We start from the raw sequence: 24,956 nt of genomic DNA, 5'->3' as shown, positions 1-24,956 counted from the left end.
GCCGCGGCCCGTGGGGTCGGTTCCGCGTCAGCCCGCTTCGGGGGCGGGCTCCTTCACCGTCGGCTGCGCCGGGACACCGGCGGCCGGGGCTTCCGCCGCGCCGGGGGCGGGCGCTTCTTCCGCGCCGGCACGGGGACCGTCGGGCTGGGTGCCGCCGGCCCCGGAGCCCGCGGCCGCCTCTGCCGTCGGGGCGTCCGGGTCGGCCTCGTCCTCGTCCCGCCCGGACACGACCTCACCGTCCAGCACCTTCTTCGCCCGGTCCAGGTCCAGCGCGCCCTCCCAGCGGGAGACGGCGAAGACCGCCACGCAGTTGCCGAGCAGGTTCGTGACGACGCGCATCGAGTCCATGATGCGGTCCACGCCCAGCAGCAGGGCGACGGCACCGGCGGGGATGGCCCCCAGCGAGGAGGCGGTCGCGGACAGCGCGAGGAAGGCGGAACCGGGGATGCCCGCCATGCCCTTGCTGGTCAGCATCAGCACCAGGACGACGGTGATCTGCTGGCCCAGGCTGAGGTCCACGCCCACCGACTGGGCGATGAACAGCGTGCCGATGGAGAGGTAGAGCGAGGCGCCGTCGAGGTTGAAGGAGTAGCCCGTGGGCAGCACCAGGCCCACCGCGTCGTCGCGGGCGCCCGCCTTGCGCAGCTTCTGCATCACGCGCGGCATGACGGACTCGGTGGAGGCGGTGCCGAGCGCGAGGAGCATCTCCTCACGGATGTAGCGCAGGAACTTCCACAGGCTCAGGCCGGTGAGCATCCGCAGGGCGACGGCGAGCAGCGCGATGAACAGCGCGGCGGCCGCGTAGCACAGGATGATCAGCTTGGCGTACGTCTTCATCACGCCGAGTCCGTACTGGCCGACCAGGACGGCCATCGCGCCGAACACGGCGATCGGGGCGAGCCGCATGATGAAGCCGACGACCGCGAAGATGACCTCCTGCGCCTGTTCGATGGCGGGCAGGACCTGCGGCACCTTGGTGTGTCCGAGGTGCAGCAGCGCCGCACCGACCAGACAGGCCAGCACCAGCACCTGAAGCAGCTCGTTCTCGGCGAAGGCGCCGATGAAGCTGGTGGGCAGGGCGTTCAGGACGAACTCGGTCGTCGAGGGCAGCGATCCGCCGCCGGTCTTGGCGTCGACCGCCGAGGCGTCGAGCGTGGACGGGTCGACGTTCATCCCCGACCCGGGCTGGACGACGTTGGCGGCGAGCAGCCCGATGAGCAGGGCGGCCGTGGAGGCGACCTCGAACCAGATCAGGGCCTTGAGCCCGATCCGGCCGAACGCCTTCAGATCGCCGGCCTTGGCCACACCCACGACGACCACGCAGAACACCAGCGGTGAGATCACCGTCTTGATGAGCCGGATGAAACCGTCGCCGAGCGGCTTGAGGTCCGTGGCCACGTCGGGCCACAGCTTTCCGACGACGATGCCGAGCACCAGGGCGACGGCGACCTGGGTGAACAGGGAAGTACGCAGCATGCGTGCGACGCGTCGCGGCAGGGACGGTACGGACTGCGGCACGAGCACTCCTAGAGGGGACGCGGACTCACAGAAGCCGAGCGAGACTTCTGCGATACGGAAAGCGGCTTCCGTGGCGATCACTTTGGAGGCTTCGTCGCTCTCATGGAAGACCCTTGTGTTGCGACCGTGTAAATCACGTCACGAGTGACACATCACACACTCGTTCCTCACAGTCTCCGCAGCCCTCAGTCCCCTGTCGGCGCCTCCCGGCCACGGCGGCACGGAAAACCAATTGATTTCCGGCACCCTGCGAAGCGAACCTGTCACGGTTTGTTGCCGCGTCCTCCCGAGGTCGCCTCCTCCCCCTGACACGAGCCACTGGGACGTCATGCAGATCCAAGACCTTCCGTATCCCGACCCGGGTGTGCCGGACGCGCGCTCGGGACCCCACTTCTTGTGGTGGCTCGGCCGCAACCAACTGGGCGGTCAGCTCAGGTCCCTCGCCTGGGGCCTGCTCCACTTCGTGGCCGTCTCGGCCCTGCCGTTCTGCGTCGGCTTCGCCGTAGAGGCCGTCGTCGACCGCTCCGGTGCGCGCCTCGCGCTCGCCGGCGGTCTGATCGCCCTGTTCGGTGCCGCCAGCGCGATCGGCGACACCCTCCTGCACCGGGCCGCGATCACCAACTGGATCACCGTGGCCGCCCGCGTCCAGCAGCTGCTCGCCCGCAAGGCCTCGCAGCTGGGTGCCGCCCTGACCCGGCGGGTCGCCGCCGGCGAGGTGGTGGCCGTGTCCACGAGCGACGTCGAGAAGATCGGCTGGTTCGTGGAGGCGGTGTCCCGGTTCAGCGCCGCCGCCCTCACCGTCCTGGCGGTCTGCGTCGGCCTCGTCGTCTATGAGCCGGCGCTCGGCGTCGTGGTCGCCGCCGGACTGCCCGTCCTCGCCCTGGCGGTGCTGCCGCTGCTGCCGCACGCGACACGACGGGCCGACGTCCAGCGCGAGAAGGCCGGACGCGCCACCGAACTGGCCTCCGACACCGTGGCCGGCCTGCGGGTGCTGCGCGGCATCGGCGGCGAGGAGCTGTTCCTCGACCGCTACCGCCGCGCCTCCCAGGAGGTCCGGCACGCCGCCGTGCGCAACGCCCGCATGTGGTCCCTGATCACCGCCATCCAGGTCGTCCTGCCGGGCCTGCTGCTGCTCGCGGTCGTCTTCTACGGCGTCCACCTGACCCGCGAGGGCCGTATCTCGGTCGGCGAACTCGTCACCGTCTACAGCTCGGTCATGGTCCTGACGTATCCGCTGCGCCACTTCGTGGAGATCGCCATGGCCTACTCCTTCTCCCGCCCGTCGGCCAAACGCGCCGCTCGGGTGCTGTCGCTGGAACGGGTCACGGACGTCGACGGATCGCGCGCCGCGGACCTGCCCTCGGGCGACCTGTACGACCCGGACACCGGCCTGCTCGCCCCCGCTACCCGTCTCACCGCCGTGGTCTGCGGGGATCCGGACGCGGCCGGACGGCTGGCGGAACGCCTCGGCGGCCATCCCTCGCAGAACGGCCCGTCGGTGCTGCTCGGCGGAGTCCCGCTGGACGAACTGCCGTTGGACACCGCGCGCTCCGCGGTCCTCGTCCAGGACAAGGACCCGGTGCTGCTGTCCGGCTCACTGCGCGAACTGCTCGACGTGCCCGCCTCGGGCGCCGTGGACGCGGCGACCGCCCTGGCCGCCGCCCAGTGCGCGGACGTCCTCGAAGCGCTGGTCCAGGGCTCGCACGACGCCGACGACCCGATGGACGCCCACATCACCGAACGCGGCCGCTCCCTCTCCGGCGGCCAGCGGCAACGGCTGGCCCTGGCCCGGTCCCTGCTCACCGACCCGCAGGTCCTCGTCCTGGACGAACCCACCTCCGCCGTCGACTCGCACACCGAGGCGCGGATCGCCGAGGGCCTGCGCGAGGTGCGCGCCGGGCGCACGACCGTGGTCTTCACCTCGTCCCCGCTCCTGCTGGACCGCGCGGACCGGGTCGTCCTCGTGCACGAGGGCACGGCCGCCGCGGCCGGGACGCACCGCGAGTTGCTGCGCACGGAACCGCAGTATCGCGCCGTCGTCACCCGGGAGAGCGACGAGGAAGCCGCCCTCGGCGATGCGCTCGGCGCGGCCGAGGACGACGGGCTGCACACGCTCGGCGGCGGCGCACTGCACGCGTTGGAGAAGAACGAACTGCAAGAGATCGAGGAGACCGCATGATCGGCGTGCCGCCACCGGCGTACGACCCGGCGGCGCCGACGACGGCCAGCACGCTGCCGGTCGGCGCCCCCGCGACCGTACGCGCCTACGTGGCCGAACTGCTGGGCCGCCACCGACGCGCCTTCCTGCTGCTGGTGCTGGCCAACACGGTCGCCACCGTCGCCGCGATGGTGGGACCGTGGCTGCTGGGCGCCCTCGTCGAGCGGCTGTCGGACGGCGCCCGCGAACTCCATCTCGAGGTGACCGCCGGCTGCTTCGTGCTCGCCCTGGTCGTCCAGGCCGTCTTCGTCCACGAAGTACGGCTGCGCGGCGCGATGCTCGGCGAGCGGATGCTGGCCGACCTGCGCGAGGACTTCCTGGTGCGGTCGGTCCGGCTGCCCCCGGGTGTGCTGGAGCGGGCCGGGACGGGCGATCTGCTGTCCCGCATCACCACGGACATCGACCGGCTCGCCAACGCGATGCGCGAGGCCGTGCCCCAGCTGACGATCGGTGTGATGTCGGCGGGGCTGCTGCTCGGCGGACTCGTCGTCACCGCACCGGCCCTGGCACCCGCCGTGCTGATCGCGGTGCCGCTGCTGGTGGCCGGCTGCCGCTGGTACTTCAAGCGGGCACCGTCCGGCTACCGCTCGGAGGCCGCCGGGTACGCCGCCGTGGCCGCCGCCCTCGCCGAGACCGTGGACGCCGGCCGCACCATCGAGGCCCACCGCCTGGGCGACCGCCGCGTCGAACTGTCGAAGCTGCGGATCGAGCAGTGGACGGCCTGGGAGCGCTACACGCTGTGGCTGCGGTCGGTGCTCTTCCCGGTCATCAACGCCGTCCACATCACCGTCCTCGGCTCGGTCCTCATGCTCGGCGGGGTGTTCGTGCTGGAGGGCTGGATCGGCGTGGGCCAGCTGACCACCGCCGCGCTCCTGGCCCAGATGCTCGTCGACCCGGTGAACCTGATCCTCAGGTGGTACGACGAACTCCAGGTGGCGCAGGTGTCGCTGGCCCGCCTCGTCGGCGTGCGCGACATCGAGCCGGACGCCGGGGACCCGGCGCTGGAGCCGGACGGCCGGGACGTGCTCGCCGACCGGGTCCACTTCGGCTACCGCGAGGGCGTCGACGTGCTGCGCAAGGTGTCCCTGGAGGTCGCCCCCGGCACCCGGCTGGCCCTGGTCGGCCCCTCGGGCGCCGGCAAGTCCACGCTGGGCCGGCTGCTCGCCGGCATCTACGCGCCCCGGGACGGCAGCGTCACCCTCGGCGGCGCCGAGCTGTCCCGGATGGCGGCGGAACAGGTCCGCTCGCACGTGGCGCTGGTCAACCAGGAGCATCACGTGTTCGTCGGCTCCCTCCGCGACAACCTGCGGCTCGCCCTCCCGCAGACCCGGCTCCGGCCCGGCGACGACGCCGACGCCGAGCTGTGGGCGGCCCTGGCCGCGGTGGACGCGGACGGCTGGGCACGGGCCCTGGACGACGGCCTGGACACCGAGGTCGGCTCGGGCGGCGTCGCGCTCACCCCGGCCCAGGCCCAGCAGATCGCGCTGGCCCGGCTGGTGCTGGCCGACCCGCACACACTGGTCCTCGACGAGGCGACGTCGCTGCTGGACCCGCGCGCCGCCCGCCACCTGGAACGCTCCCTGGCCCGCGTCCTGGACGGCCGTACCGTCGTCGCCATCGCCCACCGGCTGCACACCGCCCACGACGCCGACGTCATCGCCGTCGTCGAGAACGGCCGGATCAGCGAGCTGGGCAGCCACGCGGAGCTGGTCGCGGCGGAGGGCGCCTACGCGGCGCTGTGGAGGTCCTGGCACGGGTGACGTCGACGGTGCGGCGGAGCAGGCTGGTGCCGGTGGGAGTCCGGCACGCCCGCTCCGCCGCCGTTGCCGTTGCGCGCCCCCGAAGCGGAGTGGAACGCTGGAGAGCGGCACCCTCGCGGAAAGCGGCCGGGCCGCCCCCTCCGGAACACGCCGCCCTCAGCCGGTGCCCCGTGCGAAGGCGTCCCACCGCCGACCGCGGTGAGGACGGGCCCGTCATCCCCTGGAGGTACCCGTGAACAGCGCCGACGGATGGGGGGACGACGTCTACCAGCCCGACGCGTCCGAGATCCAGGACGACGCCGGTCTGCTCGACGCGGAGGACACGCTGGAGAACGACGGGGTCGCCGATCCCCTGGACCGGGGCTGGTCGCCTCCGGAGCGGCCGTGGGCGGTGGAGCACACCGGTGTGACGGCCGCGGAGCGCCAGCGGGGCGAGAGCCTGGAACAGCGGCTCGCCGAGGAGCAGCCGGACCTGGTCGCCCCCGACAGCGACGGCCTCGGCGACTGCGACGGCACCGACGGGGAACTCCTGGACAACGAGGTCGGCGCGGTCCGCTCCGGCCGGCTCGTCGCACCGGACGAGGGCGCCCACGAGGACGAGGAGAGCGCCCTGGTCGCCACGGACGTCGGTATCGACGGGGCGGCCGCCTCCGCCGAGGAGGCGGCCGTGCACATCGTCGACGAGGACGTCCTCCCCGGCTGATCCCGCGGGCCACGGCCCCGCGCCGTCGCCCCGTCGCAGGAGGAGCACGTATGCAGCAGGACAAGCACCCCGACTACCACCCGGTCGTCTTCCGCGATCGCGCCGCCGGCTACGCCTTCCTGACCCGGTCCACCGCGACCAGCGACCAGACGATCGACTGGGACGACGGCGAGACCTACCCGGTCGTGGACGTGGAGATCTCCTCCGAGAGCCATCCCTTCTACACCGGCAAGGCACGCACGGTGGACACGGAGGGCCGCGTCGCCCGCTTCGAACGCCGCTACGGCGAGGGGGCCACGAGCTGAACCGCGCGAGTCAGATGACGTTGAGCGCGGCCGCGCCGCCCACTCCCCCGAGGAGCATGAACACCGGCATCAGCACCTTCAGCTCGACCCAGCTGCCCGCCCGGAACCGCATCGCCTTGGGCGGACCGATCGGGTACCAGCGCTTGCGGCCGATCGGTATGGGCCACAGGACCGGACAGCCCGAGACGGTCAGCGCGTCACCGATGTCGTGCACCAGGGCGCCGAGCAGGATCGGCAGCCCCAGCCACAGGTACTCCTGTCCGGGCTCGGTGAACAGCCAGTCCGCGCCGTTGCCGGGCTTGTCCAGGATCCCGGCGATGATCCAGGCGCTGGTCGCCGCCAGCAGCCACACCAGCACGTCGCTGCTGGAGCCGCGCGCCGCCCGCCACAGCAGGCCCTCGATCGCCAGCACCATGTGCACGAAGAGGAGCGCCAGCACCGCCCAGCGGCCCCCGGTGACCGCCAGCACCGAGGCGCCCGCGCCGATCATCACCGCCCACAGCCAGGTGTGTGTCAGCGTGCGGTGCCCGCCGGAGCGGCGCGGGTCGCCCTGCTTCTTCGTGGCCTTGTAGACGGCGTAGGAGAGCTTGTCGACGATCTCGCACAGCCAGCGGGAGACGGGCCCGAAGGCCCGGGAGATCGTCGCGGCCTTGTGGTCGAGGTCGGGGGCGAGCGCGGCGCCGGCGCAGATCAGCGCCCCGGACAACAGCACGGGCCAGGGCATCGAGTGGCCGGCCGCGGCGGCCGCCGCGCCCACGCCGAGCCAGGCGGCGGCGCCCGACAGTGAGTGTGCTGGTCCCATCATGGCCGTTGCCCGCCCCATTCCTCGTGTGCCGCTGTCCAGTTGACCCGGGTGCGTCGACGCTCCGTCGGCGACACAGCGTAGCCGCCGTGATCTTCGGACGGGCATCCGATTCCCCCCTGAGGCGCCCGGGCAGGCAAGATGGGGGCGTGACCCTCATCGATCAGTTGCCGCCGACCGCAGATCCCGACGCCCTGTACGACGCCTTCGAGTCCTGGGCCGAGGAGCGCGGTCTCACGCTCTACCCGCATCAGGAGGAGGCGCTGATCGAGGCGGTCTCCGGCGCGAACGTGATCGTGTCGACGCCCACCGGCTCCGGCAAGAGCATGATCGCGGCAGGGGCGCACTTCGCGGCGCTCGCCCGTGACGAGGTCACCTTCTACACGGCTCCCATCAAGGCGCTGGTGTCGGAGAAGTTCTTCGAGCTGTGCAAGCTCTTCGGCACGGAGAACGTCGGCATGCTCACCGGCGACGCGTCCGTCAACGCCGACGCCCCGGTCATCTGCTGCACCGCCGAGGTGCTCGCCTCGATCGCGCTGCGCGACGGCAAGGACGCGGACGTCGGCCAGGTCGTCATGGACGAGTTCCACTTCTACGCGGAGGGCGACCGCGGCTGGGCCTGGCAGATCCCCATCCTGGAGCTGCCGCAGGCGCAGTTCGTGCTGATGTCTGCCACGCTCGGCGACGTCTCCTTCTTCGAGAAGGACCTCACCCGCCGCACCGGCCGCCCGACCGCGGTGGTCCGCTCGGCGACCCGGCCCGTGCCGCTGTCGTACGAGTACCGGTACACGCCGCTCACCGAGACACTCACCGACCTGCTGGAGACGAAGCAGGCGCCCGTCTACATCGTGCACTTCACTCAGGCGCAGGCGGTGGAGCGGGCGCAGGCGTTGATGAGCATCAACATGTGCTCGCGGGAGGAGAAGGAGAAGATCGCCGAGCTGATCGGCAACTTCCGCTTCACCACCAAGTTCGGCCGCAACCTCTCGCGTTACGTGCGGCACGGCATCGGCGTGCACCACGCCGGCATGCTGCCCAAGTACCGGCGCCTGGTGGAGAAGCTCGCCCAGGCCGGTCTGCTGAAGGTGATCTGCGGCACGGACACCCTGGGCGTCGGCGTCAACGTGCCCATCCGCACCGTGCTGTTCACGGCGCTGACGAAGTACGACGGCAACCGGGTGCGCACGCTGCGGGCGCGGGAGTTCCACCAGATCGCGGGCCGGGCCGGGCGGGCCGGCTTCGACACGGCCGGCTTCGTGGTGGCGCAGGCGCCGGAGCACGTCATCGAGAACGAGAAGGCGCTCGCCAAGGCCGGCGACGACCCGAAGAAGCGCCGCAAGGTGGTCCGGAAGAAGGCGCCGGAGGGTTTCGTCGGCTGGACGGAGAACACCTTCGAGAAGCTCATCGAGTCCGAACCGGAGCCGCTGACCTCGCGGTTCCGGGTGACGCACACGATGCTGCTGTCGGTGATCGCCCGGCCCGGCAACGCCTTCGAGGCGATGCGGCGGCTGCTGGAGGACAACCACGAGCCGCGCAAGCAGCAGTTGCGGCACATCCGGCGCGCGATCGCCATCTACCGTTCGCTGTTGGACGGCGGGATCGTGGAGAAGCTCGACGTGCCGGACGCCACGGGCCGGATCGTCCGGCTCACCGTGGACCTCCAGCAGGACTTCGCGCTGAACCAGCCGCTGTCCACCTTCGCGCTGGCCGCGTTCGAGCTGCTGGACCCGGAGTCGCCGTCGTACGCGCTCGACATGGTGTCCGTCGTGGAGTCCACGCTCGACGACCCGCGCCAGATCCTCGCCGCGCAGCAGAACAAGGCGCGCGGTGAGGCGGTCGCCGCGATGAAGGCGGACGGTGTGGAGTACGAGGAGCGCATGGAGCGCCTCCAGGACGTCACCTACCCGAAGCCGCTGGAGGAGCTGCTCTTCCACGCGTACAACACGTACCGCAAGAGCCACCCGTGGGTCGGTGACCATCCGCTGTCGCCGAAGTCGGTGATCCGCGACATGTACGAGCGGGCGCTGTCCTTCACGGAGCTGGTGTCGTACTACGAGCTGGCCCGCACCGAGGGCATCGTGCTGCGCTATCTGGCCGGCGCGTACAAGGCCCTCGACCACACCGTCCCCGACGATCTGAAGTCGGAGGACCTCCAGGATCTGATCGAGTGGCTGGGCGAGATGGTGCGCCAGGTCGACTCCAGCCTGCTGGACGAGTGGGAGCAGCTGGCCAACCCGGAGGAGATGACCGCCGAGGAGGCGCAGGAGAAGGCCGACGAGGTCAAGCCGGTCACCACCAACGCGCGCGCCTTCCGGGTCCTCGTCCGCAACGCGATGTTCCGCCGGGTCGAGCTCGCCGCCCTGGACCAGGTGGCGGAGCTGGGCGAGATGGACGCCGAGTCCGGCTGGGACGCCGACGCGTGGGGCGAGGCGATGGACAGGTACTGGGACGAGTACGACGACCTCGGCACCGGGCCGAACGCCCGCGGCCCCAAGCTGCTCGTCATCCAGGAGGAGCCGCAGAACCGTCTGTGGCGCGTCCGGCAGATCTTCGACGACCCGAACGGCGACCACGACTGGGGCATCAGCGCGGAGGTGGACCTCACGGCCTCCGACGCCGAGGGCCGCGCGGTCGTCCGCGTCACCGATGTCGGCCAGCTGTGAGCACAGGAGAGACACGCCCATGACGAATCCGGCCGAGAGGCTCGTCGATCTGCTCGACCTGGAGCAGATCGAGGTCAACATCTTCCGCGGCCGCAGCCCGCAGGAGTCGCTCCAGCGGGTCTTCGGCGGCCAGGTGGCGGGCCAGGCGCTGGTCGCGGCCGGCCGCACCACGGACGGCGAACGGCCCGTGCACTCGCTGCACGCGTACTTCCTGCGCCCGGGCCGGCCCGGCGTGCCGATCGTCTACCAGGTGGAGCGGGTGCGGGACGGGCGGTCGTTCACCACGCGCCGGGTCACCGCGGTGCAGCAGGGCAGGACGATCTTCAATCTGACCGCTTCCTTCCACAAGCCCGAGGAAGGTCCCTTCGAGCACCAACTGCCGCCGGCCCGGGAGGTCCCGGACCCGGAGTCGCTGCCGACGGTCGCGGAGGAGATCCGGGAGCATCTGGGCGCGCTGCCCGAGCAGCTGGAGCGGATGGCGCGCCGCCAGCCCTTCGACATCCGCTACGCGGACGGGCTGCGCTGGAGCCCCGCGGAGGTCAAGGACGCCGAGCCGCGCAGCGCGGTGTGGATGCGCGCGGTCGGGCCGCTCGGCGACGATCCGCTCGTGCACACGTGCGCGCTGACCTACGCCAGCGACATGACCCTCCTGGACGCCGTCCGTCTGCCGGTGGAGCCGCTGTGGGGCCCGCGGAACTTCGACATGGCGTCGCTGGACCACGCGATGTGGTTCCACCGGCCGTTCCGCGCGGACGAGTGGCTGCTGTACGACCAGGAGTCGCCGATCGCGGTGGGCGGGCGCGGGCTGGCGCGGGGCCGGATCTACGACCGTGCGGGGCGACTGGTCGTGTCGGTCGTGCAGGAGGGGCTCTTCCGCAGGCTGGGCTGAACCGGCCGCTGCCTGGTTCGTTGACATCCTCCCCGGGCCGCCCCATAGTACCTGTCACTAGAGCGCGCTAATACAGCGCTCTAGTGACCATGGTGGGCGGTGGGGACTCCACGTGCTCTCGCCGCCGGACCACGCGGCGTGGCCTCCGTGGTCGTGGTCGGGCTGCCCGCCCGGGGTCCGCGATGTGCCGCACCGCTCATACCGCCCCGCCGCGCCCCCGAGGGCCGCGGCCGGGCACCCGTTCCCCGCCGCCTCCCCGACCCCGCCCGCACAGTGAGGTGCACCGAGCATGCGCAGACACCACCGAGTCCGAGCCGCCGCCCTGACCGCCGCCGTCCTGGCCGGCACTCTGCTCGCCGCCGGCTGTTCCAGCAGCTCCGGCGGGAAGAAGGCCGAGGAGGGCGGCGCCGACGCCTCGGCGGGCAAGGCCGACACCCCCCGTATGACCGTGGCCATGATCACCCACGCGGCGCCCGGAGACACCTTCTGGGACCTCATCCGCAAGGGGGCCCAGGCCGCCGCCGCCAAGGACAACGTCAAGCTCGTCTACTCCAGCGACCCCAGTGCCGGAAACCAGGCCAACCTGGTGCAGAACGCCATCGACCAGAAGGTCGACGGCATAGCCCTGACCGCGGCCAAGCCGGACGCCATGAAGGACGTGGTGGCCAAGGCCAAGGCGGCCGGAATTCCGGTCGTCGGCTTCAACTCGGGCCTGGACGACTGGCGGGAACTGGGCATGCTCGAGTACTTCGGCCAGGACGAGAACATCGCCGGCCAGGCCTTCGGCGAGCGGCTCAACCAGCTCGGCGCCAAGCACGCCGTCTGCGTCATCCAGGAGCAGGGCCAGGTCGCTCTGGAGGCCCGGTGCGCGGGTCTGAAGAAGGGCTTCAAGGGCACCACGGAGAACCTGTACGTCAACGGCACCGACATGCCGTCGGTGAAGTCCACCATCACCGCCAAGCTCAAGCAGGCCGGCTCCATCGACCAGGTGGTCACCCTCGGCGCCCCGATCGCGCTGACCGCCGTGCAGTCGGTCGCCGACGCGGGCAGCGAGGCGAAGGTCGCGACCTTCGACCTGAACAAGGACCTGGTCAAGGCGGTCCAGGACGGCACGGTGGAGTTCGCGGTCGACCAGCAGCCCTACCTCCAGGGCTACCTGGCGGTCGACTCCCTGTGGCTCTACAAGACCAACGGCAACTTCAGCGGCGGCGGCACCGCGCCCGTGCTCACCGGTCCGGCCTTCATCACCAAGGACAACGTCGACGAGGTCGCCGCGTTCGCGGCCAAGGGGACGCGCTAGCTTCCAGCCGAGCCGACGTCGACGTCGACGGGGCGGGTCCGTCCCGTCGACGTCCGCACCGAGCCCCGCCCACCGGCCCGGTCGGCACACGCCGCCCGGGCGCCGGCGTGCCGTGCCGCCGTGCGGGTGCGATTCACCGGCCGTGAGGCGATCCACTGGGGCGGCCTGGGGACGGCCCATTCGGCCCGGGGAGGCCGCCCGATACGGCCAGGGGGACGGGCCGGTACGGCCTGGGGGGGCGGCCCGAGACGGCTTGGGGCGGCCCGAGACGGCCAGGGGGCAGACCTGACACGGCCAGGGGCGGCCTGCCATGGCAGGGGACGGCCTGAGACGGCCTGAGGGCGGCCCAATACGGTGAGGGACGGCCCACTACGGCCCGGGCGGCGGGGGCGGATCAGGCCGAGTCGTCCCGGGACGGGCCGCTGGTTCCGCGCACCACCAGCTTGGGGTCGAGCACCGCCTCGCGTGGCTCCCGTTCGAGGTTCTCCAGCCGTTCCACGGCGAACCGCACGGCGTGCTCCGCCATGAGGACCGCGTCCTGGCGCACGGTGGTCAGGCCGATCGGCATCAGATGGGAGAGGTGGCTGTCGTCGTAGCCGACGACGGACAGGTCGCGCGGCACCTCGACGCCCGCCCGGCTCAGGGACATGAGCAGGCCCATCGCGCACCGGTCGTTGCCCGCGAGGACCGCCGTCGGCAGGGGGCGCCCCGCGTCGCGCTCCGCGAGCAGCAGGCGGCCGGTCTCGATGCCCGACTGTTCGGTGTGCTCCCCGGGTATCACCCGCTGCTCGGGCTCCAGGCCGTGCCGGCGCATCGCCGCCCGGTAGGCCCGCCGTCGCTCGGCCGAGCCCGGGCCCCGGCCGCCATCGATGTGCACGATCCGGCGGTGCCCCAGTTCGACGAGATGGTCCATGGCCTGCCGGATGCCCTTGCCCTCGGCGGTGTGCACGCTGTCGACCCGGGCCTGGGAGACGCGACGGCCGACCGACACGGCGACCGTGCGCTGTCCGAGGGCGTCGAGGTCCGCGGCCGCCGCGTCCGTGCCGAGGAGGATCACCGCCTCGCAGCGGTGACTGAGCAGCGCCTCCACGGCCTTGGCCTCGCCCCGCCCCTGGCCGGTGGCGGAGAGCAGGACTTCATAGCCGAGCCGTTCGGCCTCGGGGTAGATGCCCTCGACGAGGTCGGCGTGGAAGGTCTGATGGACGGTGAACATCACACCGAGCGTCCGGCTGCGGCCACGGGCCAGCAGCCGCGCCGCGTTGTCGGGGCGGTAGCCGATCTCGTCGGCGACGCGCAGCACCCGCTCCCGGGTCTCGCGGCTCGCCCCCGGCTGACCTCGGAAGACGATCGAGACGAGCGCTCGGGACACGCCCGCCTTCGCGGCGACGTCCGCCATCGTGGGCCGCTGCTTGCCGGATGCGTTCACCGATGAACCCCCCTTCGACGCGTCCACCTTACGGGCACCCCCGAAATCTCCAGGCAACAAGCTATTGACAGGACATTTGAACAGGGGTCATGGTACTCGCACTAGAGCGCTCTAGTAGAGCGCGGCAGTGAAAGCCCTCCTGTGCAGAGCCCCCGGCCCGTCGAGCGCGCCGCCGGGGCCCCTCCGGAGTGAAGGGACACCAGCGTGATGCCGTACGAAGTGCCACCCGTGGGCCGCATGGCGATGGCGGCGCGCCCCGCTCCGGATGGGCGCGGGAGGGGCGAAGGCCACCTCGTGCGCCACCACCGCTGATCGGGCCGGCTTTTTCTTCCCGCCCGGACGCAAGCGCCATGACAACCATCACCTAGAGCGCTCTATAAACGGTCCGGTAATCGAGCTTTCGGAACACCCCGAGGACTCCGGAAAGGAATTCCCAGAGCCCTCCTGACGCATTGCGCGACAGCCTTGCCGATGAAGAACCATCAGCCAGCAAGGCCGCTCTGACCTGCCCAAATGCATGTCGAACGCGACACTCAGCCCCGTGACCTTTTCGTTTTCATCGATGTCACGACACCGTATTGAACCTTCGGCCATACGGACGCTAATTTTGCGCCAACGAGGTCCCAACGGTCTCCAAAAGACACCGGGACCCATCCCTTTCCCGCGCCGTTCCAAGACCCCTCAGTCAGTCCCGCACTCCGCGGGCCCGCGGCGCCGTCACAGATTTCCTCAAAGGAGAGGTAGGACCATGCCGCACTCCGCTCACTCGCCCCGAAGAGCCCGCCGGGTCTCCGGCTGGCGCGCGCTCGCCGTCGTCCCCGCGCTGGCCCTGTTCGCCGTGGGCTGCGCCCAGGGAGCCGACGACACCGCGTCGGCCTCGGGCAAGGGAACGTCACTGAAGTCGGGCCTCGGCAGCAAGGCCAAGGACCGCAAGGTCACCTTCCTGCTCCCCCAGGACCCCGGAGACCCGTTCTGGACCACCATCGCGCAGGGCGCCAAGGACGCGGCGCAACTGCTCGACCTCACCCTGAACATGCAGACCAGTTCGGGCGACCAGACGAAGTACAACGACCTGATCGGCAGCGCGGTCGCCGACAAGCCCGCGGCGCTGGCCGTCGTGCTCGACGATCCCAACAAGTACACCGAGAACGTCTGCGCGGCCCAGAAGGCCGGCATCCCCGTGATGAGCTACAACATCACCCAGGAGGGCAACGTCGGCTCCTGCACGCTCGGGTTCGTCGGGCAGGACTTCGAGCAGGTCGGCTACCTGCTCGGCAAGCGTCTCCTCGCCGACCACCCCGACATCGGCAAGGGCGACGTCGTCCTGACCCCCGTCGAGTTCCCGGACCAGGTCTACGCGGTCCAGCGGCACGCCGGTGTCAAGCGCGCGCTGGACGAGGTGGGCGCGAAGACGGACATCCTCGGCACCGGCATCGAGGACTCCGCGGCCCTGGACAAGATCACGCAGTATCTGCTCGGCCACAAGCAGACCGCCGCCGTCGTCCCCCTGGGCGGCACCCCGCACCGCAACGTCGTCAAGGCCATGGAGGACTCCGGTGTGAAGGTGCCCGTCGTGGGCTTCGACCTGGCACCGCAGATCGTCTCCGGCATCGAGTCCGGCGCCATCGACGCCGCGGCCGACCAGCAGGGCTACATCCAGGGCTTCCAGACCGTCATGCAGCTCGGCCTGAAGCTGGACTTCGGACTCAGCCCCGCCAGCATCAACTCCGGTGGCAGCGGCCTGGTCGACAAGTCGAACGTCGGCATCGCCAAGGAACTGGCCGGCAAGGTCCGCTGATCCGGTCCACGCACCGGCTCATCACGTACGGAGCCGACGACCGGCTCGGGGCGGCCGGGCACCAGCGGCGGCCGCCCCCACCCACCTCACCCAGGAAGGCACTACCACCATGAGCGAGCGGAGCGGTCAGGTGACCGCGGCGAGCACCCCGGCGGCGGGGACCGCCGTCGCGGGCGACGACGGCACCAGGAGAAGCGCGACCGCACCGAAGCGGACCCTCGCGGACTCGGCCCCCACCACCACCGCCGGCCGGCTGACCGAGCGCCTGCGCCAGGTTCGCGGGCGTGGCGCACTGGAGATCGGCCTGGTCTTCGTCCTGGTGCAGCTCGGCTGCGTCATCTACTACCTGGTGGACCCGGTCGGCTTCCCCTACCTGGAGAAGTCCAACTTCAACGTCCTCAGCCAAAGCGTCCCGGTGCTGGCGATCCTCGCCATCGGCGCCGGCATCCTGATCATCGCCGGTGAGTTCGACCTGTCGCTCGGCGCCAACTTCACCTTCTGCGCCCTGGTGTTCACCCGGTGGTACGCCGACGGCGCGAGCGCCTGGACCGCCACCGGCATGGCCCTGGTCACCGGCGTCGCGATCGCGCTGCTCAACGCCCTCCTCGTCACCAAGGCCAAGATCCCGTCCTTCATCGTGACGCTCGGCATGATGCTCTTCTGGGAAGGCGCCGCTCTCTTCTACAACGGGACCACGGCCGCCCTGATGGTCCCCAGCGACACCGTGAAGCAGGTCTTCACCGCAGACCTCGGCTTCTTCCGCGGTCAGATGCTGTGGCTGCTCGGCGTCGGTGTCCTGTTCTGGCTGCTGGTGCACCGGCACCGCCTCGGCAACCACATCTTCGCCGTCGGCGGGAACCCCGCCGCCGCACGCGCCATCTCCATCAACCCCGACCGGGTCAAGCTCATCGCGTTCGGGATCCTCGGTGTCTGCGTGGCCCTCGCCGCCGTCCTGACCGCCGTCCGCACCGGTTCCGTGCAGCCCGGCACCGGCCGCGGCATGGAGCTGAAGGCGATCGCGGCCGCAGTCGTCGGTGGTGTCGCGCTCTCCGGCGGCCGGGGCAGTGTCCTCGGCATGGTCCTCGGCGCGGCTCTCATCCTCACCGTGCAGGACATCCTGCTCCTCGGTGGTGCGCCCGGCTTCTACCTGGACCTGTTCGTCGGTCTGATCATCGTCGCCGCGGCCTTCTTCAACCGCATGATCGAGGGGAAGGCGAAGTGAGCGGCGCCCCGCCCACCGCCGGAAACGGAGCAACCATGTCCCCCACCGCCACCGCAGAACACACGGGTGAGGTCCTGCTGGAACTGTCCGGCATCACCAAGCGGTACGGAGCCAACACCGTCCTCGACGACGTCAGCTTCACGATCCACCAGGGTGAGGTCGTCGGCCTGCTCGGCGACAACGGCGCCGGTAAGTCCACCCTGGTCAAGACGATGTCCGGAGTCGTCACCGCCGAAGAGGGCGACTACCTGTGGCGCGGCGAGAAGCTGAGCACGCTCAACCGTCAGGAGACGGAGAAGCGCGGCGTCGAGACGATCTTCCAGGACTCCGCGCTGGTCCCTTCGATGACCATCACGCGCAACATCTTCATGGGCCGTGAACTCACCAACGCCCTGGGCATGCTGAAGCTCCGCGAGATGGACGAGATCGCCGCGCAGATCCTCGACAGCGTGGTCACCATCGAGGGCATCAAGAGCCCCCGCCAGCTGGTCGGTTCGCTCTCCGGCGGACAGCAGCAGGCCGTGGCGATCGCCCGCGCGGTGCACTTCAAGCGCAGCCTGCTCATCCTCGACGAGCCGACGAGCGCGCTGGCCGTCCGCGCGACCGAGGCCCTGCTCAACTACCTGCTTCAGCTGAAGAACGAGGGCGTCAGCTCGGTGCTGGTCACGCACAACCTGCACCACGCCTACCAGATCTGCGACCGGCACATCGTGATGAACCACGGGCGCAAGATCCTCGACGTACGCCGTGAGGACACCAGCGTCGAGGAACTCACCGCGGCCGTCGTCGAAGGCCCGGAGGGCCTGCGTCGCCACCGCGAGGGCAAGCCCCTCGCCTGAGCGACGACCCGGCGAGTGACGGTGCATGGACGAGCGAGGCCGGACGTGCCGGCCGGGGAGAGTCAGGGTCGGCCTCGCCGTTCTGTTGCGGCGGTCGCCGTTCTGTTGCGGCGGGGCCGGCCCAGCCGCGATGCCCGCGTCAGCGTTTGGCGAACTGGGCCCGGCCCGGCTGGTCGACGTTCGGGGTGACGGCGATGCCGGTGCCGGTCAGCGTCTGGCCGTAGATGTCGGTGACGCGGATGTCGCCGCCGCAGCCGGTGCAGACAGCTCCGGTCCAGGGGACGGCACGGGTGCAGCCGCGGGATCGGCGGCCTTCCCAACCGGGCCTTCCTGGGCGCGCTTCGGTGAGGGCCGGGGCGCGGGCTCGTGGGTCCGGGCCTCCTCCAAGGCCCGCGCCAGGTCGGAGCGGAGCCAGCCGATCTCGTCGGGGTCGTCGGCCGTCGTGATCCGCTCCACGAGGTGCGCGGCCGGTGATCCCCGGGCTCCGTGGGCCGCCGGACCGGGGCGGAACCGTCGTCGGGCACCGTCCTGAGCAGTCCGAGGTGCACGGCGAGGTCGAACTCGCTGCGCTTCAGGTCCAGTTCCCGGGCGGCGCGGCTGAAGGAACAGGTGAGGGCGTGCGGTTGGGTGGTGGCGTTGCCGGACATGAGCGGTCTCCCCCGTGGAGTACGGCGGCCCGCGCTGTCCGCGCCGGCCTCGGAGAAAAAACCGTAGCCGGATCCGCGCATCTCGTGGCGGCCTGTGGATAACTCCACGGGAGTGGAGGAAACAGCAGGTCAGATGTCTGTGAACGGGTTGCCGGGATGGCGCACGTCCACCGTGAGGTGCTCGCCGACCCGGTTGACGAGCAGCGCCATCTCGTAGGCGATCTGGCCCATGTCGGCCTCCGCCGCGCTGAGCACGCACAGACAGCTGCCGGTGCCGGCCGCGGTCACGAACAGCATCGCGTCGTCGAACTCCACCATGGTCTGTCGAACGTGGCCCGCCCCGAAGTGGCGTCCCGATCCCTTGGCCAGGCTGTGCAGTCCGGACGAGACGGCCGCGAGGTGCTCGGCGTCCTCCCGGCGCAGTCCCGTGCTCGCGCCCGCCACCAGCCCGTCGTTGGACAGGACCAGTGCGTGCCGCACGTGGTCGACGCGCTCGGTCAGATCGTCCAGCAGCCAGCCCAGCCCCTGTTTCCGCGTCATGTTCGGTCTCCCCCTGAGACGTTCCCCGTGTGACGCCCCGCCTGGCCGACGGGGTCCCATCGCCAGCCTTGCCCACGCACCGGCCGCCGAGCAAGGAGGATGGAGGCATGGCACAGAAGATGACCGATGACGAATGGCGGGCGTTCGTCTCGCACGGCACCCGCACCGCGAAGTTGTCGACGGTACGGGCCGACGGACGTCCGCACGTGGCACCGATCTGGTTCCTGCTCGACGGGGACGAAGTCGTGTTCAACACGGGCAAGGAGACCGTGAAGGGGCGCAATCTGGCGCGCGACGGCCGGGTCGCCCTGTGCGTGGACGACGACCGGCCGCCCTTCGACTACGTGGTGCTCCAGGGCCGCGCCTCGGTGTCGGAGGACCTCGACGAGGTACGGCACTGGGCGACCCGTATCGGGGCGCGGTACATGGGCGAGGACCGCGCCGAGGAGTTCGGGGCCCGCAACGGTGTTCCCGGCGAACTGCTGGTGCGCGTCAAGGTCGACAAGGTCCTGGCGGAGAAGGCCGTGGCGGACTGAGGCCGGCACGTCGCGCTCAGCTCACCGAGTCCAGCAGCCGGGCGGTGTGCATCCGCCCGGCGTACTCGACGAGCCGGATGAGCACCTCCTTCCCGGAGTCCCGGTCACGCGCGTCGCACAGCACGACGGGCGTGCCCGGGTCGAGGTCGAGGGCGCGCTCGACCTCGGGGGCGCCGTAGGTCCGCGCTCCCGTGAAGCAGTTGACGGCCACCACGAACGGGATGTGGCGGTGCTCGAAGTAGTCGACGGCGGGAAAGCAGTCCTCCAGGCGCCGCGTGTCGGCGAGGACGACGGCGCCCAGTGCCCCCTGGGAGAGTTCGTCCCACAGGAACCAGAAGCGGTCCTGGCCCGGAGTGCCGAACAGGTAGAGGGAGAGGCCGGAGCGGATGGTGATCCGGCCGAAGTCCATGGCGACGGTCGTCGTCACCTTCTGATCGACGCCGTCGGTGTCGTCCACCGACCGACCTGCTTCGCTGAGGAGTTCCTCGGTGCGCAGCGGCTTGATCTCGCTGACCGCGCCCACCAGCGTGGTCTTGCCCACGCCGAAACCGCCGGCGACCAGTATCTTCAACGCCAGCGGGGCCGTGTCGCCGCCCGTGGTGTCGGAGTGTTCGGAGACCATGGATCACTTCTCTCGGGAGTGCCGGCGACGGTCGGTGTCGGGACGGTCGGTGTCGGGCCGCACCACGTCGGTGTGGTCGGGTCGGTGCGGAACGGGTCCGTATGCTTCCGGGGCGGTGCGTACGTTCATCTACAGCGCCCTCAGTCCCTCGACGACCTCGTGCAGAATCCGTTCGTCGGGGAGCTGTGCGGGCGGGACCGGACGGCTGACGGTGACGCAGCCGAGTTCCAGCAGGTCACCGAGGAGCACCCGGACCACGCCCACGGGCAGGTCCGAGCCCGCCGCGAGTTCCGCGACGGACTGGGTCTCCGTGCGGCACAGGTCGATCAGGGCCCGGTGTTCCGGCCCGAGCCCCACGCCGTCGGCGCCCGGCGCGCCGGGGTCCAGGGTCACCAGGGCGATCAGGTCGAAGCGCACCCCGGTGGGGCCGGGCCTCGTCCGTCCGCCGGTCATGGCGTACGGGCGGACGAGGGGCCCGGCCTCCTGGTCGTACCACTGGCTGCCCGGCTCGCGCGGGGCACCGGTCATGTCCTCGGTCATCGGTGCGGGTCACCCTCTCGCCTCAGCCGGCGGCGGGCGGTCGCGCGGACATGCGCGGCGCCGTGTAGAGGTGCTCCCCGACGCGCTTGACCAGCCGTGCCATCTCGTACGCGACGAGACCGATGTCGGCGGTCACGGCGGTGAGGAGGGCGAGGCAGGATCCGTCGCCGGCGGCGGCCACGAACAGGAAGCCGCCGTCCATCTCCACCATGGTCTGGCGTACGCCACCGGCGCCGAAATGCCGTCCGGCGCCCTTGGCGAGGCTGTGGAAGCCGGAGGCGACGGCGGCGAGGTGTTCGGCGTCCTCGCGGCTGAGGCCGGTGGAGGCGCCGACGGCGAGGCCATCGTTGGACAGCACCACCGCGTGCCGTACCTCACCGACGCGCATCACCAAGTCGTCGAGCAGCCAGTCGAGTTCACCCGACCGCTGGGCCGGCCTCGGGCTCGGGTCCTGGATCATGCGGGGTCTCCTTCGCTGCTGTCTCTGCCCGGCGCGGGATCCGGGGCGGCGGCGCGGCCGGGCCGCCTGCCGCCGCCGCGCGTCCAGCCGTCCCGGTAGGCGGCCATCCGGTCCCTTACGAGTTCGGGGGTGCGCCGGTCGTCGCCGCCCGGATCGGGTGCCCGGGCCGGCTCCTCGGGCAGCGGCCGGCGCAGCTGGGGGGCGAGGTTCGCCTGCCGTACCCGGCGCGGGAGGTCGTCCGAGCCGTCCGAGCCGTCGGGGTCGTCCGGTGGTCGGTGCAGGCGCAAGGTCGTCACTCCGGGGGGTGGGGTGTCGGTGGCCGTCGGCTCGGCGGCGGCCCGGGCGGGGGCGACCAGCACCGGCAGGTCGGCGGGCGTGGGGACGGCCTCCTGGTGCCGGCCGGCGACGGGCACGCGCGCGTAGTCGCGTTCCTCGGGCTGCCGTGCCTCCGCCAGTTCGGGGACGGAACGTTCCGGCGTGCCGCTGTGCAGCAGGACGGTGGGCAGCAGGACGACCGCGGTGGTGCCGCCGTAGGGTGAGGTCCTCAGGTGGACCTTGACGTCGTGGCGGGCGGCGAGCCGGCTGACCACGAACAGGCCGAGCCGGTCGCTGTCGAACAGGTCGAGGGCCTCGGACTGCGCGATGCGCCGGTTGGCCTCGGCGAGGGTCTCCTTGCCCATGCCCAGGCCGCGGTCCTCGACCTCCAGGGCGTAGCCGTTGCCGACGGGCTCTCCGATGACGCGTACGCGTGTGTGTGGCGGCGAGAACTGGGCGGCGTTCTCGACGAGTTCGGCGAGCAGATGGGTGAGGTCGGCGACGGCGGAGCCGATGACGGACGCCTCCGGGAGCTGCCGTACCTCCACGCGCGCGTAGTCCTCGACTTCGGAGACGGCGGCGCGGACCACGTCGGTCAGGGACACCGGCATGCGCCAGGCCCGGCCGGGGGCCGCTCCGGACAGGATGATCAGGCTCTCCGCGTGGCGTCGCATGCGGGTGGTGAGGTGGTCGAGGCGGAAGAGGTCGCTGAGCTCGTTCGGGTCGTCGGAGCGGCGCTCCATGCTGTCCAGGAGGCTGAGCTGGCGGTGCACGAGGACCTGGCTGCGGCGGGCGAGGTTGACGAAGACCCCGGAGATGCCGCTGGCGAGTTCGGCGCGTTCCACGGCGGCCCGCAGCGCGGCCCGGTGCACGGTACCGAGGGCTTCGGCGACCTGGCCGGTCTCGTCCTCGGCGGGCGGCTCGGGCGGTGCCTCGGCCCGGATGTCGATCTCCTCACCGGCCCGCAGTCTCCGCATGGCCTCGGGGAGTTTGCGCCGGGCGATCTCCAGGGCGCTGTTGCGCAGGTGGACGAGTTCCACGACCAGCCCGCGGCCGATGCGCACGGAGATGACGAGCGACGCGGCGACGGCGGCCAGGCCGAGCAGGACGGCCGCGCCCGCCGGGCTGAGCAGGCCGCGGGTGAAGGGGTCGGCGCGGTCGGCGACCTGACGTGCCGCGTCCGCCTCGATGGTCCGCATCCCGTCCTGCACACGCGCGTGGGCCCTGGCCCAGGTCGCTTCAGGTGCCGCGGTGAGGGCCTTCGCCCCGGGTCCGGCGGCGAGCACCCTCTTCTCGGCGGTGTCCACCGCGGCGTAGGCGCTGCCTGCGGCGAGGCCGCGCCAGGCGGTGCGTTCGGGGCCGCGGAGGTCGGCGACGGCCGACTCGGTGAGGGTGCGGCGCGTGTCGACGGCGCCCGCGAACAGCCCCATGCGCCGCGCGTCGAGACGGCCGGCGAGGCGCGCGCTGTCGAGGACGACGTCCTCCTGGGCCAGCGCCTCGCCCGCGCGGGAGAACTCCAGCAGCACGCGCGCGTCGGAGCCCAGTTCGGCGTCCTGGATGCCGGACAGGGCGCCGCCGACGGAGAAGGCGGCCGAGATCGTCCGCGTGTAGCGGCGGTACGCCTCCTCCCAGCCCGCGGTGCCGTCGAGTACGGCGGTCCGCAGCGAACGCAGCCCTTCCGCCCCGGAGACGAACGTCTCGAGCCGCTGGGCGACCCCGACGGGCAGTTCCTGGCCGTCGGCGACGGTGCTGTCCTCGTCGAGCCGGAGCTCGGCCACCGCGCGGTCCGTGCGCTCGCCGAGCTTGGTCAGGTCGCCGCCCTGTCCCGTGGCCGGGTCGGTGGCCTGGCGCACGGCGGCCGCCCGCTCGTTCTGGAGAGCCGCCACCGCGGCCGCGACCGGGGTGCGGACCTGGGCGTCCACACGCTGCAACTGCCGCAGCCGGGAGACCTCCTGGGCGGTGCTGACGGTGGCGTACGCCCACAGGGCCAGCAGGGACACGACCGGCACCATCAGCAGGCAGACGATCTTGGCCCGGACGGTGCGGGGGCGGATCCGCCGGCGTCCCGCGCGCGGGGGTGTCGCGTCGGCCGGTATGCCCGTCCGGTCGTCCGCCCCCTCGTCGGCGGGTGGTCCGGCGTGGGCGCGCCGCCCGCGCACGGGGGGTGGCGACGCGGCGCCGGCCGTGGGGGTCCTCCGGGGTGTTCGCATGGCCTCCTCGCTCGATAGGGGTTCGGTGGGCGTGCCGTCGGGCGCCGTCACGCGGTGCGGGCCGGTCGGCGGCCGACGGCGCTGTCCGCGGGCTGCTGCGCGGAGGCGGACGCCTCGCGCTCCCCCGCGGTGGGCGACAGGGCGACGAAGGCGGAGGTCAGGAAGAGGTAGGACCCGAGGCCGACGGCGAGGGGGAAGATGAACTGCATCGCCGTGGCCCCGGGCAGGGCCGCGCCGGACGGCGCGACGCGCACGCTCACCGCGAGCATCCCGGTGTAGTGCATGCTGCTCACCGCCGCGCCCATGACGAGGGAGGCGACGGTGACCGCGAGCGGCGCCTTGATGTTGAGCGCCGCCCAGAGGGCCGCGGTCGCCGCGACGACGGCGATCAGGACGGAGAGCCCGACGAGCGTCGGGTCGTAGGTGACGTCGCCGTGCAGCCGGACGGCGGCCATGCCCAGGTAGTGCATGCTGGCCACGCCCACGCCGGTGGTGAGTCCGCCGATCAGCAGCGCGCGCGTGCGGTCGCGGCCGTAGCCGACGGCGAAGACGCCGGCGCAGACGACGACCATGGCGACGAGGAGGCTCAGCACGGTGAGAGGCACGTCGTAGCGGATGTCGGTGCCGCTGACGCCGAAGCCGAGCATGGCCACGAAGTGCATGGTCCAGATGCCGGTGCCGATCGCGGACGCGGCGGTGACGAGCCAGTTGCGGCGGGAGCGTCCGGTGGCGCCCAGGGCGCGCACGGTGCAGCGCAGCCCGAGCGCGGCGCCGATGCAGGCCATCACGTACGACAGCACGGGGGTCAGCCAGCCGAAGGTGGCGTGGTCCAGGTGTCCCATGGCCCCGGGACGCTAGCCGGGTCACGGGGGCACAAAGAGGGCGCATTTCGAAAGCTGCCGCAATATGACACGGAATTGCGTCCCGACGATCGCCTCGCGTTCGAACGTGTGCGCTGCGGCGTCCCTCGCGCCGGTGAGGGATCATGCGGAGCATGAGCGACGACCACACACATGTCCGGGAGTTCTTCACCGCGCGGGCGGCGGACTGGGACAGCCGCTTCCCCGACGACGGCCCCGCCTACGCGGCCGCGGTCGCCGACCTCGGTCTGCGCGAGGGTGACCGGGTGCTGGACGCGGGCTGCGGCACCGGACGGGCCCTGCCGCCGCTGCGGGCCGCCGTGGGGCCCTCGGGGGTGGTGGTCGGCGCCGATCTGACCCCGGCCATGCTGGAGGCCGCCGCACGGGCCGGCCGCGACCGGGACGGGCGGCTGGTCCTCGCCGACGTCGCCGCGCTGCCACTGCGCTCGGAATCGCTCGACGCGGTGTTCGGCGCCGGGCTCATCTCCCACCTGCCGCGTCCGGCCGAGAACCTGCGGGAACTCGCCCGGGTGGTGCGCGTCGGCGGGACGCTGGCGCTGTTCCACCCGATCGGCAGGGCGGCCCTCGCGGCCCGCCACGGACACGCGATCACCCCGGACGACCTGCGCGCGGAGGACAACCTCCGCCCGCTGCTGGCCGACGCGGGGTGGCGCATGACGTCGTACGTCGACGAGGACACCCGTTTCCTGGTCCTCGCCGTGCGCGAGGGCTGAGGCCTCGGGCCTTTCCGGCGACCGTTTCCCGGTCCTCCCCGTGCGCGAG

General features: G+C 71.8%; 22 protein-coding genes and 1 pseudogene. 12 read left to right on the top strand and 11 right to left on the bottom strand.

Annotated features, from left to right (window positions below; all coding sequences use genetic code 11):
• Positions 1-27 precede the first annotated feature (27 nt).
• A complete protein-coding gene (locus ALMP_RS29610) occupies positions 28-1,518 on the bottom strand; it encodes a cation:dicarboxylate symporter family transporter (protein ID WP_264933777.1) in 1,491 nt (496 codons plus the stop codon).
• 328 nt (positions 1,519-1,846) lie between these two features.
• Here ALMP_RS29610 and ALMP_RS29605 point away from each other — a divergent pair, with 328 nt between their 5' ends.
• The 4 genes from ALMP_RS29605 to ALMP_RS29590 all read left to right on the top strand — a co-directional run bounded on the left by ALMP_RS29605 (position 1,847) and on the right by ALMP_RS29590 (position 6,504).
• Positions 1,847-3,697 (top strand): ABC transporter ATP-binding protein, encoded by a 1,851-nt coding sequence (locus ALMP_RS29605; RefSeq protein ID WP_264933775.1) that lies wholly within the window; start codon positions 1,847-1,849, stop codon positions 3,695-3,697.
• Positions 3,694-5,496 (top strand): ABC transporter ATP-binding protein, encoded by a 1,803-nt coding sequence (locus ALMP_RS29600; RefSeq protein ID WP_264933773.1) that lies wholly within the window; start codon positions 3,694-3,696, stop codon positions 5,494-5,496. The genes ALMP_RS29605 and ALMP_RS29600 overlap by 4 nt, the downstream gene beginning before the upstream one ends.
• 232 nt (positions 5,497-5,728) lie before the next feature.
• Positions 5,729-6,199, top strand: a complete 471-nt coding sequence (locus ALMP_RS29595) for a DUF5709 domain-containing protein (RefSeq protein ID WP_264933771.1) — start codon at positions 5,729-5,731, stop codon at positions 6,197-6,199.
• A gap of 50 nt (positions 6,200-6,249) precedes the next feature.
• A complete protein-coding gene (locus ALMP_RS29590) occupies positions 6,250-6,504 on the top strand; it encodes a type B 50S ribosomal protein L31 (RefSeq protein ID WP_264933770.1) in 255 nt (84 codons plus the stop codon).
• A 10-nt stretch (positions 6,505-6,514) separates the two neighbouring features.
• Here ALMP_RS29590 and ALMP_RS29585 read toward each other — a convergent pair whose 3' ends face one another.
• A complete protein-coding gene (locus tag ALMP_RS29585; RefSeq protein WP_264933768.1) occupies positions 6,515-7,309 on the bottom strand; it encodes a metal-dependent hydrolase in 795 nt (264 codons plus the stop codon).
• A gap of 146 nt (positions 7,310-7,455) precedes the next feature.
• Here ALMP_RS29585 and ALMP_RS29580 point away from each other — a divergent pair, with 146 nt between their 5' ends.
• From ALMP_RS29580 to ALMP_RS29570, 3 genes are all read left to right on the top strand, one after another.
• Entirely contained in the window at positions 7,456-9,969 is a 2,514-nt protein-coding gene (locus ALMP_RS29580; protein WP_264933766.1) for an RNA helicase, read from the top strand.
• A gap of 19 nt (positions 9,970-9,988) precedes the next feature.
• Positions 9,989-10,858: an acyl-CoA thioesterase II gene (locus ALMP_RS29575; RefSeq protein WP_264933764.1), complete on the top strand. Its 870-nt coding sequence runs from the start codon at positions 9,989-9,991 to the stop codon at positions 10,856-10,858.
• A 289-nt stretch (positions 10,859-11,147) separates the two neighbouring features.
• Positions 11,148-12,158: a sugar ABC transporter substrate-binding protein gene (locus ALMP_RS29570; RefSeq protein ID WP_264933762.1), complete on the top strand. Its 1,011-nt coding sequence runs from the start codon at positions 11,148-11,150 to the stop codon at positions 12,156-12,158.
• A gap of 394 nt (positions 12,159-12,552) precedes the next feature.
• Here ALMP_RS29570 and ALMP_RS29565 read toward each other — a convergent pair whose 3' ends face one another.
• Positions 12,553-13,554 (bottom strand): LacI family DNA-binding transcriptional regulator, encoded by a 1,002-nt coding sequence (locus ALMP_RS29565; protein WP_264934011.1) that lies wholly within the window; start codon positions 13,552-13,554, stop codon positions 12,553-12,555.
• A gap of 778 nt (positions 13,555-14,332) precedes the next feature.
• Here ALMP_RS29565 and ALMP_RS29560 point away from each other — a divergent pair.
• The 3 genes from ALMP_RS29560 (at position 14,333) to ALMP_RS29550 (ending at position 17,443) form a co-directional block, all read left to right on the top strand.
• The gene (locus tag ALMP_RS29560; protein ID WP_264933760.1) at positions 14,333-15,382 is read left to right on the top strand and encodes a substrate-binding domain-containing protein; all 1,050 of its coding nucleotides are present in this window, start codon (positions 14,333-14,335) and stop codon (positions 15,380-15,382) included.
• A gap of 109 nt (positions 15,383-15,491) precedes the next feature.
• Positions 15,492-16,604 (top strand): ABC transporter permease, encoded by a 1,113-nt coding sequence (locus ALMP_RS29555; protein ID WP_264933758.1) that lies wholly within the window; start codon positions 15,492-15,494, stop codon positions 16,602-16,604.
• 35 nt (positions 16,605-16,639) lie between these two features.
• Positions 16,640-17,443, top strand: a complete 804-nt coding sequence (locus ALMP_RS29550) for an ATP-binding cassette domain-containing protein (protein WP_264933757.1) — start codon at positions 16,640-16,642, stop codon at positions 17,441-17,443.
• 207 nt (positions 17,444-17,650) lie between these two features.
• On the opposite strand, the gene ALMP_RS44500 is transcribed toward ALMP_RS29550, so the two are convergent.
• The 3 genes and pseudogenes from ALMP_RS44500 to ALMP_RS29535 all read right to left on the bottom strand — a co-directional run bounded on the left by ALMP_RS44500 (position 17,651) and on the right by ALMP_RS29535 (position 18,630).
• Positions 17,651-17,899 (bottom strand): DUF6397 family protein, encoded by a 249-nt coding sequence (locus tag ALMP_RS44500; RefSeq protein ID WP_375803548.1) that lies wholly within the window; start codon positions 17,897-17,899, stop codon positions 17,651-17,653.
• A gap of 96 nt (positions 17,900-17,995) precedes the next feature.
• Positions 17,996-18,090: pseudogene (locus tag ALMP_RS29540) on the bottom strand (hypothetical protein); the annotation flags it as partial.
• A 129-nt stretch (positions 18,091-18,219) separates the two neighbouring features.
• Positions 18,220-18,630 carry a roadblock/LC7 domain-containing protein gene (locus ALMP_RS29535; protein ID WP_264933756.1) on the bottom strand — a complete coding sequence of 137 codons (411 nt, stop codon included), beginning with the start codon at positions 18,628-18,630 and terminating at the stop codon, positions 18,220-18,222.
• 107 nt (positions 18,631-18,737) lie between these two features.
• Here ALMP_RS29535 and ALMP_RS29530 point away from each other — a divergent pair, with 107 nt between their 5' ends.
• Positions 18,738-19,166 carry a PPOX class F420-dependent oxidoreductase gene (locus ALMP_RS29530; protein ID WP_264933754.1) on the top strand — a complete coding sequence of 143 codons (429 nt, stop codon included), beginning with the start codon at positions 18,738-18,740 and terminating at the stop codon, positions 19,164-19,166.
• Between the two features lie 16 nt (positions 19,167-19,182).
• Here ALMP_RS29530 and ALMP_RS29525 read toward each other — a convergent pair whose 3' ends face one another.
• The 5 genes from ALMP_RS29525 to ALMP_RS29505 form a co-directional block, all read right to left on the bottom strand.
• On the bottom strand, positions 19,183-19,788 hold the full coding sequence (locus ALMP_RS29525) for an ATP/GTP-binding protein (RefSeq protein WP_264933752.1): 606 nt from the start codon (positions 19,786-19,788) through the stop codon (positions 19,183-19,185).
• A gap of 129 nt (positions 19,789-19,917) precedes the next feature.
• A complete protein-coding gene (locus ALMP_RS29520) occupies positions 19,918-20,328 on the bottom strand; it encodes a DUF742 domain-containing protein (protein ID WP_264933750.1) in 411 nt (136 codons plus the stop codon).
• 22 nt (positions 20,329-20,350) lie between these two features.
• Positions 20,351-20,788 carry a roadblock/LC7 domain-containing protein gene (locus ALMP_RS29515; protein ID WP_264933748.1) on the bottom strand — a complete coding sequence of 146 codons (438 nt, stop codon included), beginning with the start codon at positions 20,786-20,788 and terminating at the stop codon, positions 20,351-20,353.
• Positions 20,785-23,313 (bottom strand): nitrate- and nitrite sensing domain-containing protein, encoded by a 2,529-nt coding sequence (locus tag ALMP_RS29510; RefSeq protein ID WP_264933746.1) that lies wholly within the window; start codon positions 23,311-23,313, stop codon positions 20,785-20,787. Before ALMP_RS29510 ends, ALMP_RS29515 begins: the two co-directional genes overlap by 4 nt.
• A gap of 47 nt (positions 23,314-23,360) precedes the next feature.
• Complete coding sequence (locus tag ALMP_RS29505) at positions 23,361-24,155, bottom strand: MHYT domain-containing protein (RefSeq protein ID WP_264933744.1); 795 nt, start codon at positions 24,153-24,155, stop codon at positions 23,361-23,363.
• 152 nt (positions 24,156-24,307) lie between these two features.
• Here ALMP_RS29505 and ALMP_RS29500 point away from each other — a divergent pair, with 152 nt between their 5' ends.
• Entirely contained in the window at positions 24,308-24,907 is a 600-nt protein-coding gene (locus ALMP_RS29500) for a class I SAM-dependent methyltransferase (protein ID WP_264933742.1), read from the top strand.
• Positions 24,908-24,956 lie beyond the last annotated feature (49 nt).

The sequence above is a fragment of the Streptomyces sp. A012304 genome (genome assembly GCF_026008495.1).
GTDB lineage: Bacteria > Actinomycetota > Actinomycetes > Streptomycetales > Streptomycetaceae > Streptomyces.
Note: the sequence above shows the minus strand (reverse complement) of the source record. Positions and strands in the feature narration are given on the sequence as shown.